This is a genomic window from Centipeda sp. (in: firmicutes), assembly GCF_057271695.1.
This window is the reverse complement of record NZ_DBHIVL010000024.1, coordinates 1-24,751: the sequence shown is the minus strand read 5'-3', so window position 1 is coordinate 24,751 and position 24,751 is coordinate 1. Positions and strand designations below refer to the sequence as shown.

Here is a 24,751-nt window from a genome sequence, read left to right as displayed (position 1 = left end):
TGGAAAAAGGGCTGTTGCACATTGCGCAACAGCCCTTTCGTATGTCCTCAGCTTCTCTTCGTGTGATCGATCTGCGGCACCTTCAGCCCCTTGCGCAGATAACTCTGCTGCAGTTGGTAGATGCTCTGCACGAGCCGCTCGCGCATGCGGTCTGAGAGCGTACTGAACCGTACGCCGATGTGGTACGTCATGCCGAGATTCGTCTCGATCGGTGTTGCACGGCAGATTGCGCCGTCTGTTTCGAGCGTTCCGATGTGCGGCAGATCCGGTACACGCACGGCAACATCCGCATCCATGATGAGCGACTCGTCATGGACGAAGCACAGCCCGCCGCCGCTGATGTCAATGAGCGCGACCTCGCGGAAATTTTTGAGACTGCCGTGATCGCCCGGCAGCTTCACCTCGATCGACATCGGGATGGGCACGCGGACGAAGTCGCGCAGCTGGATACGCTCCGCGCTCTCGGGGATGTCGAGATACCAGATCGTATCCGGCAGCTGTGAGGCAGAGCGATAGGGGACGGCAAAGTGATAGACACAGCCCGCGCCCGTCAGATGGCATTGAAAAACCTGCCCAACCTCGGGTGTGTTGACGAATTTGCCGATGGGGATGTCCAGACGCACGGCAAGTGCACCTGTAGGATGCCCTGCCGTCTGTTCCTCCTCGCTGAGTTCGAGCGTACCGTAGTAGTCAATCTCAAGATCCTTCTCAATAATGTGGATGGCAGAATCGTGCCGCAGCAGTGCGGTCAGTTTCTCCCCCTCAAGCGTCATAGTGTCAGATCCTTTCCGAACGGTCTGTATCATAAATAAGAATAGCAAAGTGATGCGGCAAAGTCAATTTTCATGCGGCACAGATAACTGCTTTGACTTTAGTATTTGTTCAAGCTATAATAATAATCGGTGGATTATACCATTCGATTAAGGAAAAGGGATCGGTGGACGCGATGGCGATGAAGATAGACAGCAGCATTTCCCGCAGCACGTCGATGGCGATGCCGCATGCGGAGACAGAGGTGGGCGTGCGCGGCGCAGCGACCGACTTCAGCATGGAGCTGGCAGATCAGGAGTCGTCCATGTCACGCGAGGCGATGGATCGCCTGCTGGAGCAGATCGACGAGCAGGGGGCACGCCTCTCAAAGTCGCCGACGTTCGACGAACTGCGCTCGTATCGCTCGCTCATCCAGAACTTCATCGGCGAGGCGGTCGGCACGATGTACGAGCTGCGGACACAGGCGGGATGGGATCGGCTCGGGCGGCAAAAGGTCTATACCTCTGTCCGTAAAATCGACCGCAAACTTGAGGAGATGGCGGAGAAGATCCGCCTCGGACAGGCAGACCAGCTCGACATCATCGCGAGCCATGATGCCATCCGCGGACTGCTCGTCGACCTCTACATGTAATGGCGCGTCCAAAGAAAAATGTCGCTGTGTCCGCACCTGTCGGCGATGAGGCCGTGCGGGAGGAGTTTCCGGAGAACTGGGCGAACGTGCGCGGACACGCGGCAATCATCTCTCGGCTGCGTGCGCTTGCCGGCGCACAGCGTCTGCCCCATGCCCTGCTCTTTTGTGGGATGGAGGGCGTCGGCAAGCGGCGCGTGGCGCGTGTGCTGGCGCGGACACTGCTCTGCACGGGGGGCGGAGATGCGCCCTGTGGGGGGTGCGATGCCTGCCGCACGATGGCGGCGGGTGTGCATCCCGACTACTTCGAGGTTGTGCCCGAGGTGCGCGGCAAGGGGGCGGCGATGATCCGCACGGAGGCGGTGCGCGACATCCTCATCGCCGCATCGGGCGCGCCCGTTCAGGCGCAGCGGCGCATCATCCTCATCGACGGTGCGGAGACAATGAACGAGACGGCGGCGAACCGCCTCCTCAAGACCATCGAGGAGCCGACGGGTGAGGTGCTCTTTATCTTCGTGACGAGTGCCTATGACGCCATTCTGCCGACCATCCGCTCACGCGCAGTGCGCATCGCATTTGGTGCGCTGCCGCGCGCGGAGATTGCGGCGGCACTCTTGGCGTGCGGCACGGAGAATGCGGAGACCATCGCCGCGCTCGCGGACGGCAGCCTCGGGCGGGCATATGCGCTCGCGGCGGAGGGGCTTGCCCTGCGCGATGAGGCAATCACGCTCCTCACACAGCTCAGAACGCTCAGTATCGAGGAGATTTGGGGACGCGCGGCGGAGATCGGTGCGCGTACGCACGCCGAGCGCACGGAATGGATCGGCTTTTTGCAGATGGCACTGCGCGATCTGCTCGTCCTGCATGAGGACGGGGCTGCATCGGAACTCTACCATATCGACCGCCGTGCAGAACTCACCGCACTGCTCACACAGCTGACACGCGCAGATCTCTTTGCACTCATGGAGGAAACGCGCCAACTCACACGCCGTTTCGCGGCGAATGTGAATCCCGCGCTGCAGGTAGAGGCGTTTTTGCTGCGGGTACGCGAAAAATAAGAACGCCCCGATCGGCGCACTGCGTTTTTTTGCTTCTCCCCGCCCTGTGATTGCGGGGGAGGGGGATCGCATACGGCGGGGGCACATATATATAATCTCAGGAGGAAGTTTTGCAAACGATTGTAGGTGTCCGCTTCAAGTCGGCGGGCAAGATATATTCCTTTGGGCAGGGGCGGCTGACCATCGCCGAGGGCGACTACGTCGTCGTTCAGACCACACGCGGCATGGAGTGCGGCAAGGTCGTCGTCGCGCCGCGTGAGGTCGCGGACGAATCCCTTCCGCCGAACCTGCGCATTGTACACCGCGTCGCGGACGCCTCCGACCTCGCACGCATCGAGGAGAACCGTGCACGTGAGCGTGAGGCGCGTACGATCTGTGAGGAGAAAATCCGCGAACTCGGACTGAAGATGAAGCTCGTCGACGTGGAGCTCACCTTTGACCTCTCCAAGATGCTCTTTTACTTCACGGCGGACGGACGCATCGACTTTCGTCAGCTCGTACGCGAGCTCGCGGGCGTGTTCCGCACGCGCATCGAGCTGCGCCAGATCGGCGTGCGTGACGAGGCAAAGATGATGGGCGGCATGGGCTGCTGCGGGCGGCCGCTGTGCTGTGCGACCTTCCTCGGCGACTTCGTCCCCGTCTCCATCCGCATGGCAAAGGAGCAGAACCTCTCGCTCAACCCGACGAAGATCTCGGGGATCTGTGGGCGGCTCATGTGCTGCCTGAAATATGAGAGCGAGGGATACGGCTGCGGCGGCTGTATGTGTGCGAAAAAGGTGGAGTACACCCCCGCAGTAAATGACCGCGTCATCGCCGAGGATGGCGAGGGGCGCGTCGTGGCGGTGCACGAACAGCGGCGCACGGCAACCATTCTGACGGATGACGGCAAGACAGTCATCGCTGCATGGGAGGATGTCGCACGCGTCGAAGGCGAGGAGGGCGCAGAGCGTCCGCACAGGCAGCGCAGAGAGCGTGTGCCGCGTGCGCATACGCAGAGAGAACCGCGCGAGGAGCGTGCGCGGCGCGAGCGTCCCGCCGGCGGAAAACCGCGCAATGAGCGCGGAGAGCGCGGCGAACGCAGTGAACGTCGCGAGCATAGTGAGCGTGCCGCGAAGAACACGAGCGAACGCCGCCGCGCACAGGGCGGGCGACGACAGCCGCGCCGCAGCTCGCGCGAGGGCAATGAATCCCATGAGTGACAGGGCACAGCTGCGCCCGAACGAGCGGATGGACGACCTCGCATTGGGCGGACGGCGCATCATCCAGCGCACGGATGAATTCTGCTTCTCCATGGATGCCGTTCTGCTTGCGCATTTCCCACAGATGACGGGGCGCGAGCGCGTGCTCGACCTCGGGACGGGTACGGGCGTGATCCCCCTCCTCGTCGCAGACTTCGCGGCGCAGATTACGGCGGTTGAGCTGAATCCCGTACAGGCGGAGCTTGCTATGCGGAACGTACGGCTGAACCATCTCACAGACAAAATAACAGTGCGGGAGGGCGACTATCGTGACCCTCCCGCTCTTTTTGCGTGCGGAGAATATGACCTTGTATTCAGCAACCCACCGTACCGTGCTGTGACGAGCGGAGCAGTCAGCCTGGGCGCACGCGCAGCGGCACGGCACGAGATCACGGCGACCCTTGCCGACACCGTACACGCCGCGTCGTACGCCCTCCGTCACGGCGGACGGCTCGCCATGGTGCACCTCCCCGAGCGGATCGGTGAGATCATCCTCGCCCTCCATGCGGAGCACCTTGCCGTCAAGCGTCTGCGCATGGTACAGCCGTGTGCGGATCGTGCGCCGAACCTCATGCTCATCGAGGCGGTCAAGGGCGCGGCACTGACCGGAATGCGCCACGACCCCGCACTCATCGTGCGCGACGCGGAGGGGCGGTATACCGAGGAGATCCGCAGCATCTACGGGCAGACAATGTAATTCCTTCAGCCTCCCCCGTGCGACACGGGGGAGGGGGACCACGCGCAGCGTGGTGGAAGGGGCGCTCCGAAAGTTACGATTGACCTTTTCCAACATCTACTATATAATAGATAAATGAGAAAATCTCCGCAGTGTCATGATTGTGTATGTCTGCGGGGGGGAGGACATTCATATAAAAATATGATACCCCGTGTAGCGGATTTGCATTCGTGGAGGAGAAGAAAAATGTTCAAAGGAATGAAGGCAAAGCGGCAGCTCGCCGCATTTGTGGCACTTGCCGTCGGCGATGCCTTTGCAGGTGCGCCTGCGGCGTATGCGGCAGAGAGTGCGACTGTCGGAACGGGCGGAGCACAGACGGGAATCAATGGAGTGGGGACGACGGAAAATCCCTACGGTGACATTGTCGGTACGAATCTGATGAACGGTTCGGTGACGGACAACACGCTTACCATCGGCACGGCAGGGACAACGAACCTTCCCGTCGTCGTAGGCGATATCTCGGCGGGTGGAACGAGTACGACGACCACCGCTGTGACGGGCAACACGCTCGTCATTAACAGCATAAAACTCACGGGCAATGCGTACGGCGGCATCGGTCTCAATATAGCTCAGGTTTCGGGTGCGGCGCAGACAAATCCGAACACGGTCAAGATGAATGACGGAATTGTCACAGGCTCTGTCATTGGTGTGCGCTCGACCGCGGGCGGCGTGGCGAACGGCGGGGTGGAACTCGCGGGCGGCACGGTCACGGCAGGAACAGACGGCGTTGCGATTGCGGGTGGTATGGGCAAGACCTCTGCCATCAACAACACAGTTACGATAGCAAATGGCACGGTCACGGGCAAGGTCTACGGCGGCTATGCTGAGAATGCGGCCGGCGGAACGACGGGCAACCGCGTTATCCTCGGCGATGTGAACGGGAGTGCCACACCGAACCTCAGCAATGCGTCCCTCTACGGAGGCAGCAACTCCACGGGCGTTTCGGGCGGCAGCCTCGATGCCATTCGGAACAACCACCTGATTGTGCAGACCAAGGGCATTACGGCAAACTCCGCGCAAAACTTCCACACGTACGAATTTCATCTGAACACGGGTGTTGCAGCGGGCAACACCATGCTCACGCTCACCCACAACAACGACGCATTCGGGCGCGCGGTTGCGTGGGAGGACATCAAAGTCGACGCGACAGGTTGGAGCGGCAAGGGGGTCAATGCACAGGGAAAGAGTGTGCAGGACTACTTTGGCGATGTCGGCACGGTCACGCTGATGGCTGACGGCAACACAACGACCAATCGCACATCGAATCTGAGATTTTCCAACTATACATCGCCCGGTACGACGGATTGGAGCGGCGACTACGAGTACCGCATCAAGCTGCGCACAGAGACGGATACGGCGACCTCGACGACGCGCAACTACGTTGACGCAGAGCTCCATCGCTACCAGAACGCGAACCATACGCATACGGGCGCACTCAGCGGACGGAATACGATCTATGGAGGCTATTCCATCTGGGAAAACCTCGGTGGTCAGACCGGCAATAAAAAGGTCGTCCAGGACAATACCCTCGTACTCAACAACGCGACGGGCCTCGTTTCGGGCTACGGCGGCTACACCTCCACGGGTGCGGATGCTGTACGGAATAAGCTGACGCTGAACTCCGGCACGATCGAGAACCTCTTTGGCGGTGTTGCAACGGGGACGGGACTGGTCGATCACAATGAGGTCACAGTCGCGGATGGTACGGTGACGGGCGATATCTTCGGCGGCAAATCGGACAATTTGACCTCGGGCAATGGCATTGCCTACAGCGGCACGGGGGCGGTCACGAACAACAGCGTCACCGTCAACAAGGGAACGGTCAACCGCATTACGGGCGGCTACGGTACAACCACGGTCAGCTCGAACAGGGTTGCGATTCACGGCGGAGCAAATGCTTCGCGTACCACGGTCTACCCCGTTGTGCATGGAGAGATCAAGGGCGGCGCGATTCGCGGCGATAACAGCGTGGACCGCAAAGCTGAGCAGAATACGGTCACGATCACCGAGGGTGACATTCAGGCCACCGTCTACGGTGTATTCGGTGAACTCTTCGGCGCGGGCAGCTCCACCAACGCACATGTTCAGCTGGTCAACGACAACCATGTCAAGATCAGCGGCGGCTCCGCGCACAAGATCTACGGTGCATATCTGACGGGCTATGGCACTGCTGCGGGCACCGGCACGGCGACGAACAACACCGTCGAGATCTCGGGTACCGCAAAGGTCTCTGAAACGGCATACGGCGCGGCGGCAAATGGCAATGCGAGCCTTTCCTCGAACAGCGTCACCGTTAAGGGCGGTGCTGTGCATGATGTCTACGGCGCGACGGCGAACGGCACGGGGGCTGTGAAGGACAATAGCGTCACCATCGAGAACGGCAGGGTGGATGACAACGTCGTCGGCGGTGAGAACACCTCAACGAGCACGAAGGCGGGCTCCGTTACGAACAATATGGTCACGGTCAAGGGCGGCGAAATCGTCGGCGATATCTTCGGCGGCGTGACCTATGCAGCGCAATCCTCCGGCTCGGGCAGCACTGGAACTACGCCGACCTCCGTCGGCAATACCGTCACCATTACGGGCGGTACGCTCACGGGCGGTACGCGTCCCGACGGCACGCTGCGCGGCAATGTGTACGGCGGCTACGCGCGTGGGACGGATCCATCGGTCGAGCAGAATAATGTGGTCAACCTCGGGGCAGACGACGGCAGCTACACGGCGAACCTTACACAGGCGACCATCTATGGCGGGCGCAGCACAGCGGTGGGCAACACGCTGAATGTCAAGGGGCAGAACATTACTGTCAAGGGTGTTCACAACTTCACGAACTATAACTTCTACCTCACGGACAAGATCGGCAAGAACGCGACGATGCTGAAGGTGACCGATCACAACGGCTTTGAGAACCAATATTCGGGAACCACGCCCGTGAACTTCTCGAATGTCAAGATCAACCTTCAGAATATGTCGGCGAAGCAGATCGCAGGGCGTGTTACCCTCCTTGAGGGCGATGACGACTACGCGCTGAAATTCCAAAGCTACACCCCGACGGCGGCGTGGCTGATCTCTCCGACACACAGCGACTACGAATACGCACTGCGTCTCGTGCGTTCCGACGGCACGGAGGCTCCCACCGGCACGACGACGGGCAGACGCGTTCTGTTGGACTACAACCGTTTCCAGAACGGCAACGTCGCATACGATACGACGAGCACCGATGCGGACTGGTTCGCGGGACGCTCCTACGGGGGGCATACGACCGAGCACAATATCCTCACGATTGACAAACCACTCAGCCGCGATATCACGGCATACGGCGCAAAGACGATGGGGGCGTCCGGCGGCTCCGGCGGTACGCGGGGGAATACGCTTGAGATCAAGTCGACGGGCAGCAATGCCTACCAGGTGACAGCGGGCTACGGCGGCTATATCCACGAGGCCGGCAACAACGACAAGGTGGAGAACAACGTTCTGCGCATGTCGGGCGGCAAGGCGGGCACGCTCTACGGCGGCTACTCGGCGGGCACGGGCGAGGTCAGCGGCAACAACGTCTACGTCACGGGCGGTACCGTGTCGGGCAATATCTATGCGGGCTATGCTGCGACCGCAGGACAGGCGAAGGGAAACACGCTCACGCTTGGCGCGGACGACGGCAGCTACGGTGCGACCATCGCAGGAAATATCTATGGTGCGAACGATAACGGTGTCGGCACGGGCAACACGCTCGTCGTACAGGCGAGCAATGTCTCCGTACAGCAGGTGAAAAACTTCGACACCTTCAAATTCGTCCTTCACAACGATACGCTCATCGACCATACCATGCTCAAGATTGAGCAGACGGGCGGTCTTGGCGGTACGGTTGACATGGCGAATATCACGGAGGATGTCAGCAAATTCCACCTGAACCCGACGTGGACGGGCTCGCATTCCGTAAAGCTCATCGAGAGCAACGGACAGATGACATTTACGAACTATGCAAAGAACCAGGATCGTACGTCCAAGTACGCGAATACGAACTATGAGGTCTACCTGCATACGGAGAACGATCAGACGCAGGGCTCCGACCTCCTGCTGACCTTCAACCGTCTGCGCGACGGCGACCGCAGCTATGACAGCACCAACGCATCGGCGGCAGACAGCAGGGTGTTCACGGGCATCTCCGCGATGAATCACGATGTGGAGAACAACAAGCTCCGTATTACGGGCGTACACACAAGCGGCATTGACAACTACGCCGCAGCGGGTGTCACCACGGGCACCTCCGGAAGCCTGAAGAACAATATGCTCACGATTGACAGTGCAAATGCGCTCAAGATCCGCGATGTCTACGGTGCATACGCAGCGAACACGAGCACCTCGAGCAGTTCGGGCAGTTCGGGCGGCAGCGGCTCGGGCGGCAGTGGATCCGGCAGTGGCTCGAGTACGATGAGCGGCAACGGTGTTATCCTCACGCGCGGTGCGCTGACCGGCAACATCTACGGTGTCAAGAGCGAGAGCAAGGCAAAGGCAGACAGCAACTATGTCACCGTATCGGGCGGCTCGGTCTCGGGCTCTGTCTATGGCGGCTGGTCGAAGAACGACGATGCACAGAATAACAGCGTCGTCCTCTCCTCTGTCCATATTGGCGGCGATGTTGTCGGCGGCTATGGCAAGAGTGCCAAGAACAACAGCATCACGCTGCGCGGCACCGAGGTTGCGGGCAGCGTCTATGGCGGAAAACTTACGACGGGTGTATCCGCATCTGCCAAGGACGGCAATACACTGAACGTTTATGACATGGGGGCAAAGGTCGGGTATTTTGAGGATTTCCAGAACCTCAACTTCTACCTCTCCCCGCGTGCTGACCTCTCGAAGTCCATGCTGACCACGACACAGGCAAAGAACAAGGACATCAGCGGCAGCACGATCACCATGGAGCTCGACGGCGGATACGCGCCGATCGGCGTGGGCGATGACATCAGCCTCGTCAGACTGCCCGACGCGCAGAACATTGTGACGGCAAATAACCTCTCGGGCACAACCTATCAGACGACGAAGGGCGTTACCCTCGACTATGAGTACACCCTGAATACGCGTGGTACGGCATCGACGGGCACGAAGAACGAGCTCTTTGCACACGTCACGAACATCAAGGTGAAGGACGAGACGAAATCCCTCGTCGAGACACAGGCAGCGTCGATTGCCTTCCTTGCGAGCGGCTCCGACCTCCTCACCGATGTCGGAATCCCTGCAGCGGAGACTGCGGCAGCGCAGATCGCGGATCTTGTGGATGCATCGTCTGTGGGCAGCGAGAAGAGCTCTGCTGCTGCTTCCGTTCCACTCTCCAACCTCGGCAGCTATCAGCTGTTTGCGGCGCAGAGCTTCGGAAGCATGCGCCTCAAGTCCGGCTCCTACGTTGATACGAAGGGCTGGAATCTCAACGTCGGCTATGCACGCCGCAACGAACTTCTGGACAGATCGCTCACCTTCGGTCCGTTCATCGAGTACGGTAGGGGTAACTATGACTCCTACCTCGACGACGGCACGCACGGCAGCGGCAAGACTAGCTACCTCGGCATCGGTGTCATGGCAAAGACGGAGAGCGAGAGCGGCACCTATCTTGAGGGCAGTCTGCGCATTGGTCGTGCAAAGAGCGATTACAGCGGCATCATCGGCGCGAAGGCCACCGGCTACGATCTGTCGAGCAGCTACTTCGCCGGTCACATTGGGGTCGGACAGAAGCGCGAACTCATCAATGGCAACAAGATCGATACCTATGCCAAGTATTTCTACGCGCATCAGGCGGGCGCGAGCGCAACCCTTTCGACCGGCGAGCCGTATGACTTCGGCGCATCCACTTCGAGCCGTATCCGCTTCGGCACACGCTTTACCATGAAGAATGACATGGACGGCGAATTCTATGCAGGACTCGCGTGGGAGTACGAGTTCGACGGCAAGGGAACGGCATCCTATCAGGGCTATAACCTGCCGAGCACGAGCCTCAAGGGCAGCACCACGCTCCTCGAACTCGGGTATCGCTACGCTCCCGTGGACAGCACCGTCAGCTACGGATTGAACCTCACGGGCTTCAAGGGCAAGCGCAAGGGTGTCACGGGCGGCTTCAACATCGCGTGGGCATTCTGAGCACGCATTTGAAAATCATATAAAAACGCAGGAGAGCGGTACAATCGTGTGCCGCTCTCCTGCGTTTTTATTGTAAATAAATCTTGTCAGTGCTTGCCCTCTGCTTTCGCCATGAACTTCGATGCGGCGACGGCAAAGCGTGTGTGCGTCCCTGTACCGATCTCTTCGCGTGCATCGTATGCCGTGACGCGCAACGTGATCGCGCGTCCGTCCACCGCCGTCACCTCGGCAATGGCGCGTACCGTCAGCCCCGTCGGAGTTGCCGCGCGGTGCGCGATGTTCAGTGATGTGCCGACCGTTGTCCATCCCTCGGGACATTCCTGCTGACAAAGCTCCGCCGCCGCACGCTCCATCAGCGCCGCCATTGCAGGCGTTGCGTACACCGCGAGCGAGCCGCTGCCGACCGTCAGAGCCGTATTTGCATCCGTTACCGTGTCCACCGCCTCGTGGGTCATGCCGACGGCGATCTTGCTTGTGTAGTCCATGTGAATTGCTCCTTTTTTGATAATACGTTGAGGTTTTGAGATACTACACGTATTATAAGCACAATACGTAAAGCTGTCCAGAAGAATCCGAATTGTGGCGTTTTGCGCAGGGAAGTGTTGCAGCACACACAAATATGAAAAGTGATTCATATATAAAAGTAAAACTACATTCTTTTATTCATACTTTGTTAAGTTTTTATTCAAAAAAAGGATAATAAATTGGAAATACCGTTGACAATGACAATAGTTCTCATGTATTATCACTTCGTATATAATGAATCTCAGTATACAACTGAGACCGACAGAAAATCTCGGTGATAAAGTAAAAAATGGAGGAGGAGCACATGTTGAGTGGATTGAAAGCACAGCGTCGCTTGGCTGTCTATGTTGCATTGGGACTGTCTAGTGGGGGGGGACTGTTGTTCTCCGCACCGTCGGCATATGCGGCGGAAACGCATAAGTATACGGAGACGACTGCAAGCATCAACGGCCTTGAGGGTACGGACAAGACCGGCTTCATGAGCGACAATGAGATTACGCTTGGAAGTGCGGGCGGAGATCCGAATAAGCCGTTCAGCACTTATGGCACGATTTCCGGCGGCGGAAAGAAGACGGCTGCAGAGGATGTCAGTAATAATACGCTGACGATTCACGGGCTCAAGGTCAGCAACGGCGACGGATATAGCATGATCTACGGCGGCGTCAGCGGCACGGGCGCGGTCACGAACAATCGCGTGTTCTTCAACAATGGACTGTCGAAGGATCCCATCTACGGCGGATTCAACGGTGCATCTGCAACGAAGGCTGTTACGGGCAATTCCGTGACGGTCGCGGGCGGAACGGTGGAGGGCGACGTCCAGGGCGGCGGCACGGAAGGAACGGGTGCTGTCACGGGGAACACCGTTACGCTCAAGGGCGGCACGTTCGGCGACGAGGCGATGGGCGGCATTATCCGCAACGCTTCGAGCAGTGCAGAGATTTCGGCCAATACCGTCACAATGACGGGCGGCACACTCACTAAGGCAAATACAAAACTGCTCGGCGCGTATACGGCAGGCTCGGGTAATGTCAAGAACAACCATGTGATCCTGTCAGACGGAACTGTCGGCACGTCGGCTGGCGGCAATGTCTACGGCGGCTATGCAGCTGTAAACGGAACGGTCACGGGCAATACGGTTGCCATATCGGGCGGCACCATCGGCGGCTCGGGCGGCGGCAATGTCTATGGCGGCTATTCGGATGGATCGGGCGCTGTCACGGGCAATACGGTTACGATTTCGGGCGGTACACTTGGCGGACAGGCTGTCCCGACGACCGCAGGAAAAATCTACGGCGGCTTCTCCAACGGCACGGGTACGACGACGGACAATCGTGTCAATCTCGGCACGGAGGACGGCACATACACTGCCGGAACGGGGATGAGCCGTGTTCAGATTTTTGGCGGAAACCGCACATCGAACACGAGCGATAACGCACTGCACGTCTACGCAAAGAATGTAGCAGTTGGGAAAATCAGCAATTTCGACACCTTTAATTTCCATCTCACAGCACCTGTTGCTGCGGGAGATACGATGCTGACCATGGGAACAGGAAGCATCGGGGGAACGGCGAACTGGACGAAGCTGACGCTGGATGCAGCCGGGTGGAACAACGATAAGACGAAATACGGCAATATAGGCAATGTCATCCTTATGCACGCGGGCTCTGGTTCGGATATTGTTTTAGCAACTATGCTGCGAAAACAGGGACGAGCGGCGACTTTGAGTATAACATTACTGCACAAGCAGGCATGTTATACCCTACGAGGACACAGACGCAGAACGTCACGGCAGCATTGAACCGCTTCCGGAATGCCGACGCAACTGCCGACAACGTTACAGGCACGGCGGTCTACGGCGGCTATTCGAGTCTCGGCAATACGACGACGAACAACAAGATCAAGATCACGAATACGGACAATACGAATCTGACCGTCTACGGCGGCTATACAGCGGGCGCAGGCGATTCGACGAACAACCATGTCACGATCACGGCGTCGGGCAAGGTGAAGGCGGCGTACGGCGGCTATGCGACAGCGGCGGACAGCAAGGCAGAGGGCAACAGCGTCACTGTTGAGAGTGGTGCCTCGATCAATGACTCGATTTATGGCGGTTGGGCGGAAAAAACGGCAAACAACAATACCGTCACGATTGCGGGTGGTACGTTCCAAAAGGATATTTACGGCGGCTATGCAACAGCAGCGAACGGTACGACGGAGAACAATATCGTCAATCTCGGTGACGACACGCACCATGACCTCTCGGGTGCAACGCTCTCAGCGAGTGATATTTACGGCGGCAACAAGGCGGCGACGGGCAATACGCTCAACGTCAATGCGAAGAATATCGCGGCGAAGTCCGTCGGCAACTTTGAAAACTACAAATTCAAGCTGAACAGTGCGACCGCATTCGGTGATACGATGCTGTCCGTGACGGATGCGGGCGACTTCAGCGGGGCGGGGGTTGACTTTGACAAGATCACCGTCGATCGGGCGGGGCTTTCGGATCTCTCGCAAACGCACGGCATCCAGAGACTGACACTGCTCAAACGAAATGGGACGCTGAAGTTCAACAACTATGCGGCGCGCGAGCTTGGCAGTGCAACCGAGACGCATGAGTTCGGGCTGACGACTGATACGGGCACAGGTACGGCGAATGCCCTCCTGATGGAGGCGAGCCGATTCAAGGGCAGCAATGTCACCTATGACGGCACAACGCCCACGTTCGGCGGCGAGGTCTACGGCGGACTCTCCCGCTTTGGTCATACGACGACGGGCAACACGCTGACGGTGACGGGGCTGCCTGCGTCCGGCACACAGTGCTCCTATGCCTACGGCGGCAAGAACGAGGGCGCAGCGGGTGATGTCAAAGACAATACAGCGACGCTCGATCTCCCGAACAACAATACCGCGATCAAGGACATCTACGGCGGTAAAATCACGAACGCAGCCAATGCGGGCGAGGTCTCGGGCAATATCGTCAACATGAAGCAGGGCAAGGTGGAGTATGCGGTCGGCGGGCAGACCGACGGTACAGGTGCGGCGAAGAACAATACGGTCAATCTCACGGGCGGCACGGTGCAGAATGTCTACGGCGGCTACACAAACGGTACGGGTAAGACCACGGGCAATATCGTGAATATCGGCTATACCGACAAGAATGGTGTGTTCCGTGCCGTTGCAGACGGCACGAAGGTTACAGGCACGATCTATGGCGGCAGCAAGTCCGACGATGTGACGGGCAACACGCTGAATGTGCGCGGCGCGATTACGGCAGGGCAGATTGCAAACTTTGAGCAGCTGAACTTCGCCGTGAACAAGGATACGGCGGGAAAGACACTCCTTTCGCTGAATGGTGCTGCACAGACCACGGGGCTTGACTGGTCGAAGGTAACGGCGACGGTCGATCCTACGAACATGACGGTGAGCAGCTACGGCGCGACGCGTGTCACGTTGATGGCGAATGCGAACGGCATTGACTTTGGCACGACCTATCACGGCGCAAAGGGGGAGACGCGCGATGTATTCGAGTTCGTTACCGATAAAAACAACAACAGCGTCTACACGGACACCTATCGTTTCAAGGGCAACGAAGTCTCCTATGCGGCGTCGGACAATACGAACGACTCCGCATGGAGCGGTCGCTCGGAGCTTGGCAACGTGGTCGAGGAGAATACGCTCACGATGACGGGCGGCAAGATCACGGATACGGCATACGGCGGCACATCGCGTACGAACGCAGCGAAGAAGAACACGCTTGTCTTGCGGGACGGCTCGGCGGGCGAACTCGTTGGCGGCTTCGGCACGACGGCGACGGAAAACACGGTCGATATCTTCGGCGGTACGGTGCGCGGCGATGTCTACGGCGGACGTGCGACAAACGGAGCGGCATCGGGCAACACAGTGAACCTCTTCGGAGCTGTCAATATCGGCGGCGTGATCCACGGCGGTGCAGGGAACACGGACAGCACGAACAACACACTCGCGGTGCGTTCGTTCGGCACGACGGCGAAGGATTTTGACGGCGTGCAGAATCTCCATTTCTATCTGCCGGCGGGAACAACGTCCTCGGAGACGCGGACGATGCTGACACTTACCAATGCCCCCGCAGTCAAGGATATCAGTACGCTGAATCTCGGTGTGGCTGCGGTCGCGGCAGATGCGCGTGCGTTCCGTCGGGGCGATGCGGTGAGCCTGCTCAAGGTGAACGGTACGCTGACAACGGCAACGGAGCTGAAGAATACGGGCGATGCGCGGACGATGAAGGCGACGCAGAGCGGCATTCTCGACTATACGATGCGCCTTGAAAAGCGCGGGGAGAATGAGCTGATTGCGACAGTCGACCGCGTTGATGTGAACGATCGGAGCAAGTCGCCGGTCGAGACGCGCGTGGCGGCGAGCGCACTGCTGAATGCAGGTGCAGACCTTCTCTCGAATGTCGGATATACAGCTGCGGCTGAGGCGGCTGCTGTGATCTCGGCGGGGACTGCTTCCGCTCCTTCCTCCGCCGAGGGCGTGCGGAACACGGATGCAGGACTTGCGGCTGCGGGTACTGCGGCATCTGCCGGTGCAAATGCGTCGGCGGCGGTCAGTGGTGCATTCCGGCCGTGGGCGGCGCAAGGCGGCTCGTCTGTGCGGCTCAATTCCGGCTCCTACGTGGATGCAAAGGGGTGGAATCTCAACGTCGGCTTTGCCCGTACAAATGAGATGAAGGCCGCGAAGCTGACCTACGGTCCGTTTGTCGAATACGGGCGCGGTACGTATGACTCCTATCTGGACGACGGTACGCACGGCAGCGGAGCGATGCACTACATCGGCGGCGGTGTGATGGCGAAGATGGCGCAGGACAGCGGTCTGTATGTCGAGGGAAGCCTGCGCGCGGGACGCGTCTCAAGCGACTATACGGGCAGTGACGATGCGGCGGAGCTGAGCTACGATAATGCGAGCACGTACTTCGCAGGACACGTCGGTGTCGGTCAGGAGTGGAAGATCGCGAACGGCAACAAGATTGAAGGCTATGCGAAGTATTTCTACTCGCATCAGGCGGGCGATACGGTGAAGCTGCGTTCGGGCGGAATCCTCGAGTTCGGCGATGTGGACGCGCACCGTCTGCGCGTCGGCGCACGCTATACGCATGCGGTCGGCGGCGGCGGAGAGCTCTATGCGGGACTTGCGTACGAGCACGAGTTTGGCGGTGATGCAACGGCGACGTATCAGGGCTACTCCACGCCGAGCCCCTCGCTCGGCGGCGGCACGGGCATCCTCGAACTCGGCTACCGTTTCGCACCGAAGGACGGCCGCGTCAGCTACGGCGTAAACCTCATGGGCATGACCGGTCAGCGCGAGGGTATCGCGGGCGGCGCACAGATTACGTGGGCGTTCTAAGTGGAATATTGATTTTGAGAGGGGCGGCTTTGATGTCGCCTCTTTCTGTATACAGAATTATTTTCATTGGGCGGTTGCGTGTCCGGTGGAATCGTTCTATAATAAGACACGCCCGATAGGGCAGGATATATCCAAAGGGCTCAACGATAAAACGGATTTATCGTTGGCGAATATAAGAGGTGATACGAGTGAGTGATACGTACAGTGTCGCCGTCAGCTATGGCGACGTTCTCGGCTGGATTGATTATGATGCGGCTTCGCGTTCTGCGACGGTGAATCTCGCGGATGAGAAGGGACGTGCAGCTGCGGAGGCTTTCCTCGCGACCGATCATGAGGTCGAGGTGCCGCATGAGACGCTGATGGACTTCACGAAGGAGACCGTCACTCCGCTCGCGGATCGGGAGAGCTTTGAACTGGCTCTCACGCGCCTGTGGAATGAGACGAACGTCCAGGTGGACTGGTCGCGCCCGGTTGACTATGTGAAGTCGCACCCGCATTACTGAGGGAGCGCGAAAGCGCTTTCTCCTACGTTTGACGCCGTCCTTGGGGGGATGGTGGGAGGAGTTTTTATGATTCGAATTGGTATTCTTGGTTATGGCAATCTCGGCCGCGGTGTGGAGTATGCGGTCGAGGCAAATGAGGATATGGAGCTGGTCGCCGTCTTTACACGGCGCGACCCCGCATCGGTGAAGCCGCGCACGAACGTGCCGGTTGTCCATGCGGACAAGGCGGCGGAGTGGAAGGATAAGATCGACGTTCTGATCCTCTGCGGCGGCTCTGCGACCGATCTGCCCGAGCAGACGCCGGCGTTTGCCAAGCTGTTCAATGTGGTGGACAGCTTCGACACGCACGCAAAGATTCCCGCGCATTTCGCGGCGGTGGATGCGGCGGCAAAGGGGGCAGGGCACGTCGGTGTGATCTCGGTCGGCTGGGATCCGGGGATGTTCTCGCTTGCACGTGTCTATGGCAATGCGGTGCTGACGAACGGTGCAGACTACACGTTCTGGGGACGCGGCGTCAGTCAGGGGCACTCGGATGCGATTCGCCGTGTGCCGGGTGTCAAGGATGCCAAGCAGTATACCGTTCCCGTTCCTGCCGCGCTCGATGCCGTGCGCAGCGGGGCAAATCCGACGCTCTCGACGCGTGAGAAGCATACGCGCGAGTGCTACGTCGTGCTCGAGGAGGGCGCGGATGCGGCTGCCGTGGAGAAGGCGATCGTGACGATGCCGAACTACTTCGCGGACTACGATACGACGGTGCACTTCATCAGCGAGGAGGAGCTGCAGCGTGACCATGCGGGGTTGCCCCATGCGGGTTTTGTCGTTCGCTCGGGCGCGACGGGCAAGGATGGCGAGCACAAGCACGTCATTGAGTTCAACCTGAAGCTCGACTCGAACCCCGAGTTCACGGCGTGTGTTCTCGCGGCGTATGCACGTGCGGCACACCGCCTTGCGTCCGAGGGGCAGACGGGCTGCAAGACCGTGCTCGACATCGCCCCTGCCTATCTCTCAGCGCGGAGCAGTGAGGAGCTTCGTGCGGCTTTGTTGTAAAATCCAGTGCCTCGTGCATTTTTGCACGGGGCACTTTTGTATTGGTGCTGTGGCATTTGCAGAAAGGAGGAGCAGCATGGGCTTGCTTCGGCGATTTTTTGGTAATTTTGAGAAACCACAGGGGACGATGGGCAGGGTCGTTGTTGCGATGATGAATCGCGGGCATGTTGGGATTGCAGCATGGGGGCTCTCGCATCTGGATCTGCGCGGGGACGAGCACGTTCTCGACTGCGGATGTGGCGGCGGGGCGAACCTCGCGAAATTTTTGCAGATGCTCCCCACAGGGGATGTGACGGGGCTGGACTATTCGACGGTTTCCGTGGAGAAGGCACGTGAGGTGAACCGTGCGGCAATCGAGGTGGGACGGTGCACGGTCATGCAGGGGAATGTATTGGAACTGCCATTTGGTGATGGGCAGTTCGATGTTGTGACTGCGTTTGAAACAATCTACTTTTGGCAAGAGATTGCCCATTGCTTTACGGAGATGCACCGCGTACTGAAATCCGGCGGCGTATTCATGATAACGAACGAGACGAGCGGCAAGACGGGTGCACATGAAAAGTGGCAGAAACTCGTTGATGGAATGTCTGTCTATACGGGTGAGGAACTCGAACCGCTGCTCATGGGTGCGGGCTTTGCACGCGTGGAGATTGACGAGGATTTGAAGGCGGATCGCCTCAATGTTCGGGCGTACAAGGCGTGAGATTTTTCTTTTGCAAATGAAGAAAGCGTCCCGTATCGGCGGGACGCTTTTGCTATTTCGCCGAACGACATTTTCTGCTATAGTAAGGGCATAGACTGGATGAGAAAGGAGTGCTGCTATGGCGATTACACCGCCGACACCGCCGCCCCCCCCCTCGCCGCCAAAGATCACACTCGGGGATGCGGCGCGTGACGCACAGGCGAATCAGACGCATACGACGGGCGATGCACAGGCGGAGCAGCAGGCGCGTGACTCGGTGGCACAGGGCAACGGCGCACTCTCCAAGACAACGACGGGGGCACCAAAGACGGGGGAAAATGCGGCGGAGCGTCCGAATGCCGCCGCCCGTACGGATGCGGCAAAGGGGGACTCCGTCAGTACGTCTGCCTCGAAGGTGGATCGCGGGACGAAGGTCGAGGGGCAGACGGGCGCAGATGTCGCAAACGGTCTCGACATGGCACAGGAGAATGCCGTGCTCAAGCAGCAACTTGCAAATACGGAACAAAAGCCGCCCGAGATACCACAGTCCTACACGGCGACGAGCGGTCTTTACTGGGCGGGGATGATCGTCGTCGCATTGGTGCTCGGTGTTGTATTCTTCCGCCGTTTCTTCCAAAAGAAGCCCGAGGCTGCCGTGACGGAAGAGCCATCCCTCGGGGAGCGCATTCTCGCGCGTGATCAGGAGCGTACGGTGCGCGCACACGAGTCGCACGCGCAGGATACGGAGCGAGCGCATACGGAACGGGGCGCACACGACGAGCTCCTTGCAGCGGCAGAGCAGACGCGCCGTGCACGCGACACACGCAGTGAGATCCTGCCGGAGTTCACGGGGCTGACGGCGGGCGAGGCACTCGCACGTCTGATGGAGGAGGAGCCGACTGCGGCGCACACGCCGTCAACTGTGGATGCCCCGCCGCATACCATACGCACGCGTGTCGCCGTACCGAGGCCCGCTGCACAGGCACATAGAACGACGAAACAAACGCCGCCCGTACCACCCCCGACCATGCCCTCAGTGCAGAAAGCACCTGTAAAAAGCACAGAGAAGCAGGAGAATGCAGAGGAGAAGCCTCGCTTTGAGGTGCGCGTTTAGGATGGTGAGCGCGTATACACGCATGCAGCACCTAAAACATATTGACAAATGCTCATGCGTCGGCGATAATGAAGAAGTTTTCACGAAAATACTTGCAGTGCGGCGGGGAGGAGATTGCTTCTATGAAACATGTGCTGTCCGTCTTTGTGGAGAACCAGACCGGAGTTCTGGTGCGCGTCGTGAGTATGTTTTCACGGCGCGAGTTCAACATCGACAGCCTGTCTGTCGGCGTGACGGAGTCGCCGGATTTCTCGCGCATCACGGTTGTGATGCAGGGGGATGGAAATCTCGTTGAGCAGATGATCAAGCAGCTGGAGAAGATGCCCGTTGTGCGGGCGGTTCAGCGACTGGACGAAAAGAACGCGGCGTGCCGCGGTATGACGCTCATCAAGGTGCGTGCGGACGACGACAATCGTCTCGACGTGCTCAAGATGGGCGAGCTGTTCCGCGCACACGTCGTCGATGTGGAGTCCGCTTCGATCATCTTTGAGATCACGGGCGGCGATGACAAGGTGACGGCGTTTCTGAAGGTGATCAAACCCTACGGCATTGTCGAGGTCATTCGCACGGGGCTCATTGCGCTCGAGCGGGGGGAACACACAATTTATGAACATTGTGAGGAGAGGGAGTACTATGGCAAAAACTTACTATGATCAGGATGTCAACTGGAGCGTGCTCGAGGGCAAGACGGTCGCGGTCATCGGCTACGGCAGCCAGGGTCACGCGCATGCGCTGAACCTCAAGGACAGCGGCGTGAATGTCGTTGTCGGTCTCTATGCGGGATCGAAGTCGGCAAAGCTCGCTGAGGAAGACGGTCTGAAGGTGCTTCCCGTGGCAGAGGCGGTCAAGGCTGCGGATGTCACGATGATCCTCATTCCGGATGAGAAGCAGGCGGCTCTCTACAAGAGTGAGATTGCGCCGAACCTGAAGTCCGGCAGTGCGCTTGCGTTCGCACATGGCTTCAACATCCATTTCAACCAGATCGTACCCGCCGACGATATCGACGTGTTCATGGTCGCGCCGAAGGGCCCGGGACATCTCGTGCGCCGTACGTTCCGCGAGGGCGGCGGCGTGCCGGATGTGTTCGCGGTCGGTCAGGATGCGACGGGCAAGTGCTTTGACTTAGCTTTGGCCTACGCGCGAGGTATCGGCGGCACGCGTTCGGGCGTCATTCAGACGACGTTCCAGGAGGAGACGGAGACCGATCTCTTCGGTGAGCAGGTCGTCCTCTGCGGCGGCGTGACGCACCTCATCCAGAACGGCTTTGAGACGCTGATCGAGGCGGGCTATCAGCCGGAGATTGCGTATTTCGAGTGCTTCCACGAGATGAAGCTCATCGTTGACCTCATGTATGAGGGCGGCATGGCAAAGATGCGCAAGTCCATTTCCGATACGGCGGAGTACGGCGACTATATGACCGGCCCGCGCATCATCACCGAGGAGACGAAGGCAGAGATGAAGCGTGTTCTCGCCGAGATCCAGGACGGCACGTTTGCGCGCCGCTGGCTCACGGAGAACAATGCGGCAGGGCGTGCGAACTTCCTCGCAGAGCGCCGCATCCACGCAGAGCATCCAATCGAGGAGGTCGGCAAGGAGCTGCGCGGCATGATGTCGTGGCTCAAGGACGGCGCGGATCTCCGCAAGGACTAAAAGCGCGGTTTTTCAAAAACGATCAAAGGGGGCTGCACAGCCCCTTTTTCTGTATGTTTTGGTTCTATGGTAATGTTACGGAATGCTGCCGTACTTGCTCCACTAGGGTTTGCTTAGGAGCATCGCACAGCTCTGGTTTAGATTTTCAGTAACATATGATAAAGAGGCTATATTTTTGGAGGGCAATATGGGCATGAATATGAGCGAGAAGATTCTCGCACGCCATGCGGGACTGGATCACGTCGAGCCGGGGCAGCTCGTGACGTGCCGTCTCGACATGGTGCTCGCAAACGATGTGACGGGGCCGCCGTCGATCAAGGAGTTTGAAAAGACGGGACGCCCCGTCTTTGACCGCACGAAGATCGCGCTGATCCCCGATCATTTCCAGCCGGCAAAGGACATTAAGTCCTCGGAGCTGGCGAAGATCATGCGCGACTTTGCACGCAAACATGACATCCTGCACTACTATGAGCAGGGGCGTGTCGGCATCGAGCACGTCATTCTCCCCGAAAAGGGTATCGTCGGCCCCGGTATGCTGACGATCGGCGCGGACTCGCATACCTGCACCTATGGCGCGGTGAATGGCTTTTCGACAGGTGTCGGCACGACCGATCTCGCAGTCGGCATGGCGACTGGCGAAGCGTGGTTCAAAGTGCCCGAGGCGATCAACGTGCATCTGACGGGCAAAAAGCCCGCCGACATCAGCGGCAAGGATGTCATTCTGACGCTCATCGGCATGATTGGTGTGGACGGTGCGCTCTATCAGAGCCTTGAGTTCACGGGCGAGGGCGTGGCGGAGCTGACCATGACCGACCGTCTGACGATTGCCAACATGGCGATCGAGGCGGGCGGCAAGAACGGTATTTTCCCATACGATGATGTGTGCAAAGAATACGTTGAGGGGCGCATGACGGGGACATTTGAGCCCGTGAACCCCGACCCCGACGCGAGCTATGCACGCACGGTGGAGATCAATCTCAGCGAACTGCGTCCCGTCGTTTCGTTCCCACATCTGCCGGAGAACACGAAGCGCGTGATGGACATTGCAGAACCGATTGCAATCGACCAAGTGGTAATTGGTTCGTGCACGAACGGGCGGCTGGAGGATATGGAGATCGCAGCCGAAATACTCAAGGGGCATGAGGTGCACCCGCATGTCCGCTGCATCATCATCCCCGGCTCGCCGTGGGTCTATCAGGAGTCGATGCGGCGCGGCTATCTTGACATCTTTATGGATGCGGGCGCGGCGGTCTCGACACCGACCTGTGGGCCGTGTCTCGGCGGCTACATGGGCATCCTCGCCGCGGGTGAGCGGTGCGTGTCGACGACGAACCGCAATTTCCGCGGGCGTATGGGACACGTTGACAGCGAGGTCTATCTCGCAGGTCCGCACGTTGCGGCGGCGAGTGCAATACTGGGGCGGATTGCAGCCCCCGAGGAGGTGGCGTGATGTTCGAGGGTAAGGTCTGGAGGTACGGCGACAACATCGACACGGACGTTATCATCCCTGCGCGGTATCTGAATACGTTCGAGCCGAAGGCGCTCGCGGCGCACTGCATGGAGGACATCGACACGACGTTCGCCGGAAATGTGGCCCGGGGTGATATCATGGTCGGCGGGCGCAATTTCGGCTGCGGTTCTTCGCGTGAGCACGCGCCGATTGCGATTGCGGCATCGGGCGTGCCTGTCGTGATTGCGGCGAGCTTTGCACGCATCTTCTACCGCAACGGCATCAACATCGGTCTGCCGCTCCTTGAGATCGGCGACGATGTGAAGAAGATCAGCGCGGGCGATCGTCTGCGCGTGGACACGGCGACGGGGGCGATTGAGAATCTGACGACGGGCGATACGTTCCACGCACATCCCCTGCCGGGCTTCGTGCAGGACATCGCGCGCGCGGGCGGGCTTTTGAACTACATCCGCGAGAATGGAGGCTTCCGTCATGGCGTATAAGATAGCAGTCGTCCCCGGCGATGGCATCGGCCAGGAGATCACGACGGAAGCCGTACGCGTTCTCAAAGCCGTCGATGCGAAATTCTCACTCGGGCTGACGTATGAGACACGCGACGCGGGTGGTACGGCATACGATAAATTTGGCACGCCGCTGCCCGAGGACACCCTCGCGGTCTGCAAGGCATCGGACGGTGTGCTCTTCGGCGCGGTCGGCGGGACGAAGTGGGACAGTGTGGAGCCTGCCCTGCGCCCCGAGCGTGCGATTTTGGGACTTCGCAAGGGGCTCGGTCTCTATGCGAACCTGCGCCCTGTGAAGGTCGCGGATGCACTGATTGAGCACTCGCCGCTGAAGCCGGAACTCGTGCACGGTGTCGACCTCGTCATCGTGCGCGAGCTGATCGGCGGCATCTACTTCGGAGAGAAATGCGAGTCCGAGCAGGTGGACGGTGCGGAGCGTGCGTGGGACATGGAGAACTACTCCGTCCCCGAGGTGGAGCGCATCGCACGTCTCGCGTTCGAGACAGCGCGTCTCAGACGCGGCAAGGTTACATCCGTGGACAAGGCGAATGTGCTCGCGACCTCGCGGCTCTGGCGGCGTACGGTGACGGCACTTGCATCGGAGTACGGTGATGTCGCGCTCGACCATCTCTATGTGGACAACTGCGCCATGCAGCTTGCTGTGCGTCCGACCCAGTTCGACGTGATCGTGACGGGCAACCTCTTTGGTGACATTCTCTCCGACGAGGCGGCGGTGATCGGCGGCTCGATCGGTCTGATGCCGTCCGCGTCCATCGGCACGGGGACGAGCCTCTTTGAGCCGATTCACGGCAGTGCGCCCGACATCGCAGGGCAGGGCATTGCGAACCCGCTCGGTACGATCCTCTCGGCGGCGATGCTCCTGCGCTATGCACTCCATGAGGAGGAGGCTGCTGCTGCGGTCGAGGCGGCGGTGGATGCTGCACTCGCGGACGGCAAGCGCACGGCGGACATCTACATTGCGGATACGGGCTGCACGAAGGTCGGTACGACGGAGATGACCGACGCGGTGCTTGTGTATTTGTAAGGAGCGGCTCTAGGGAAGCACTGATAAATTCAGCCACGCCATCTTAGCGCATCTTTTTTGCCCGCTTTTCGTTAGCAAATCCTCCACATAGCTTTGGCTATGCGTCCGGTTTGCTGCCTCAATCGGACGAAAAAATCTGTGCCAATCTGACGGACTTCATTTTATCAGCGATTCCCTAAGGAAACACTGATAAATTCTTTTGTTGCACGATTGAGCTCCAAAATATTACAATAGAGGAAAACAGCAACACGACGAGAGAGAGGCAACATTATGGT

Annotated in this window: 18 protein-coding genes; 16 read left to right on the top strand and 2 right to left on the bottom strand. The window is 59.2% G+C overall.

Annotation, left to right across the window (positions count from 1 at the left end):
* Positions 1–47: 47 nt before the first annotated feature.
* Positions 48–773, bottom strand: a complete 726-nt coding sequence (locus tag ACO6BQ_RS05365; protein WP_489119885.1) for a flagellar brake protein — start codon at positions 771–773, stop codon at positions 48–50.
* A gap of 173 nt (positions 774–946) precedes the next feature.
* Here ACO6BQ_RS05365 and ACO6BQ_RS05360 point away from each other — a divergent pair, with 173 nt between their 5' ends.
* From ACO6BQ_RS05360 to ACO6BQ_RS05340, 5 genes are all read left to right on the top strand, one after another.
* Positions 947–1,402 carry a YaaR family protein gene (locus ACO6BQ_RS05360; protein WP_489119884.1) on the top strand — a complete coding sequence of 152 codons (456 nt, stop codon included), beginning with the start codon at positions 947–949 and terminating at the stop codon, positions 1,400–1,402.
* On the top strand, positions 1,402–2,457 hold the full coding sequence (holB, locus tag ACO6BQ_RS05355) for a DNA polymerase III subunit delta' (RefSeq protein ID WP_489119883.1): 1,056 nt from the start codon (positions 1,402–1,404) through the stop codon (positions 2,455–2,457). Before ACO6BQ_RS05360 ends, holB begins: the two co-directional genes overlap by 1 nt.
* Positions 2,458–2,567: 110 nt before the next feature.
* Positions 2,568–3,656 (top strand): PSP1 domain-containing protein, encoded by a 1,089-nt coding sequence (locus tag ACO6BQ_RS05350; RefSeq protein ID WP_489119882.1) that lies wholly within the window; start codon positions 2,568–2,570, stop codon positions 3,654–3,656.
* Positions 3,649–4,392 (top strand): tRNA1(Val) (adenine(37)-N6)-methyltransferase, encoded by a 744-nt coding sequence (locus ACO6BQ_RS05345; protein WP_489119881.1) that lies wholly within the window; start codon positions 3,649–3,651, stop codon positions 4,390–4,392. The genes ACO6BQ_RS05350 and ACO6BQ_RS05345 overlap by 8 nt, the downstream gene beginning before the upstream one ends.
* Positions 4,393–4,617: 225 nt before the next feature.
* Entirely contained in the window at positions 4,618–10,557 is a 5,940-nt protein-coding gene (locus tag ACO6BQ_RS05340; RefSeq protein WP_489119880.1) for an autotransporter outer membrane beta-barrel domain-containing protein, read from the top strand.
* Between the two features lie 86 nt (positions 10,558–10,643).
* Here ACO6BQ_RS05340 and ACO6BQ_RS05335 read toward each other — a convergent pair whose 3' ends face one another.
* On the bottom strand, positions 10,644–11,042 hold the full coding sequence (locus tag ACO6BQ_RS05335) for a thioesterase family protein (RefSeq protein ID WP_489119879.1): 399 nt from the start codon (positions 11,040–11,042) through the stop codon (positions 10,644–10,646).
* 347 nt (positions 11,043–11,389) lie between these two features.
* Here ACO6BQ_RS05335 and ACO6BQ_RS05330 point away from each other — a divergent pair, with 347 nt between their 5' ends.
* From ACO6BQ_RS05330 to leuB, 11 genes are all read left to right on the top strand, one after another.
* Positions 11,390–12,880 carry a histidine kinase gene (locus tag ACO6BQ_RS05330; protein WP_489119878.1) on the top strand — a complete coding sequence of 497 codons (1,491 nt, stop codon included), beginning with the start codon at positions 11,390–11,392 and terminating at the stop codon, positions 12,878–12,880.
* Positions 12,832–16,464 (top strand): hypothetical protein, encoded by a 3,633-nt coding sequence (locus ACO6BQ_RS05325; protein ID WP_489119877.1) that lies wholly within the window; start codon positions 12,832–12,834, stop codon positions 16,462–16,464. Before ACO6BQ_RS05330 ends, ACO6BQ_RS05325 begins: the two co-directional genes overlap by 49 nt.
* A 188-nt stretch (positions 16,465–16,652) precedes the next feature.
* The gene (locus ACO6BQ_RS05320; protein WP_489119876.1) at positions 16,653–16,967 is read left to right on the top strand and encodes a hypothetical protein; all 315 of its coding nucleotides are present in this window, start codon (positions 16,653–16,655) and stop codon (positions 16,965–16,967) included.
* A 66-nt stretch (positions 16,968–17,033) separates the two neighbouring features.
* Positions 17,034–18,014, top strand: coding sequence for a diaminopimelate dehydrogenase (locus tag ACO6BQ_RS05315; RefSeq protein WP_489119875.1), 981 nt, complete (start codon positions 17,034–17,036; stop codon positions 18,012–18,014).
* Positions 18,015–18,090: 76 nt separating this feature from the next.
* Positions 18,091–18,717, top strand: coding sequence for a class I SAM-dependent methyltransferase (locus ACO6BQ_RS05310; RefSeq protein ID WP_489119874.1), 627 nt, complete (start codon positions 18,091–18,093; stop codon positions 18,715–18,717).
* Positions 18,718–18,835: 118 nt separating this feature from the next.
* Positions 18,836–19,810 (top strand): hypothetical protein, encoded by a 975-nt coding sequence (locus ACO6BQ_RS05305; protein ID WP_489119873.1) that lies wholly within the window; start codon positions 18,836–18,838, stop codon positions 19,808–19,810.
* 122 nt (positions 19,811–19,932) lie between these two features.
* The gene (gene ilvN, locus ACO6BQ_RS05300) at positions 19,933–20,463 is read left to right on the top strand and encodes an acetolactate synthase small subunit (protein WP_489119872.1); all 531 of its coding nucleotides are present in this window, start codon (positions 19,933–19,935) and stop codon (positions 20,461–20,463) included.
* Positions 20,444–21,460, top strand: a complete 1,017-nt coding sequence (gene ilvC, locus ACO6BQ_RS05295) for a ketol-acid reductoisomerase (protein ID WP_489119871.1) — start codon at positions 20,444–20,446, stop codon at positions 21,458–21,460. The genes ilvN and ilvC overlap by 20 nt, the downstream gene beginning before the upstream one ends.
* 187 nt (positions 21,461–21,647) lie before the next feature.
* Complete coding sequence (gene leuC, locus ACO6BQ_RS05290) at positions 21,648–22,910, top strand: 3-isopropylmalate dehydratase large subunit (RefSeq protein ID WP_489119894.1); 1,263 nt, start codon at positions 21,648–21,650, stop codon at positions 22,908–22,910.
* Positions 22,910–23,413 (top strand): 3-isopropylmalate dehydratase small subunit, encoded by a 504-nt coding sequence (locus ACO6BQ_RS05285; protein ID WP_489119870.1) that lies wholly within the window; start codon positions 22,910–22,912, stop codon positions 23,411–23,413. Before leuC ends, ACO6BQ_RS05285 begins: the two co-directional genes overlap by 1 nt.
* On the top strand, positions 23,403–24,476 hold the full coding sequence (gene leuB / locus ACO6BQ_RS05280; RefSeq protein ID WP_489119869.1) for a 3-isopropylmalate dehydrogenase: 1,074 nt from the start codon (positions 23,403–23,405) through the stop codon (positions 24,474–24,476). Before ACO6BQ_RS05285 ends, leuB begins: the two co-directional genes overlap by 11 nt.
* Positions 24,477–24,751: the final 275 nt, after the last annotated feature.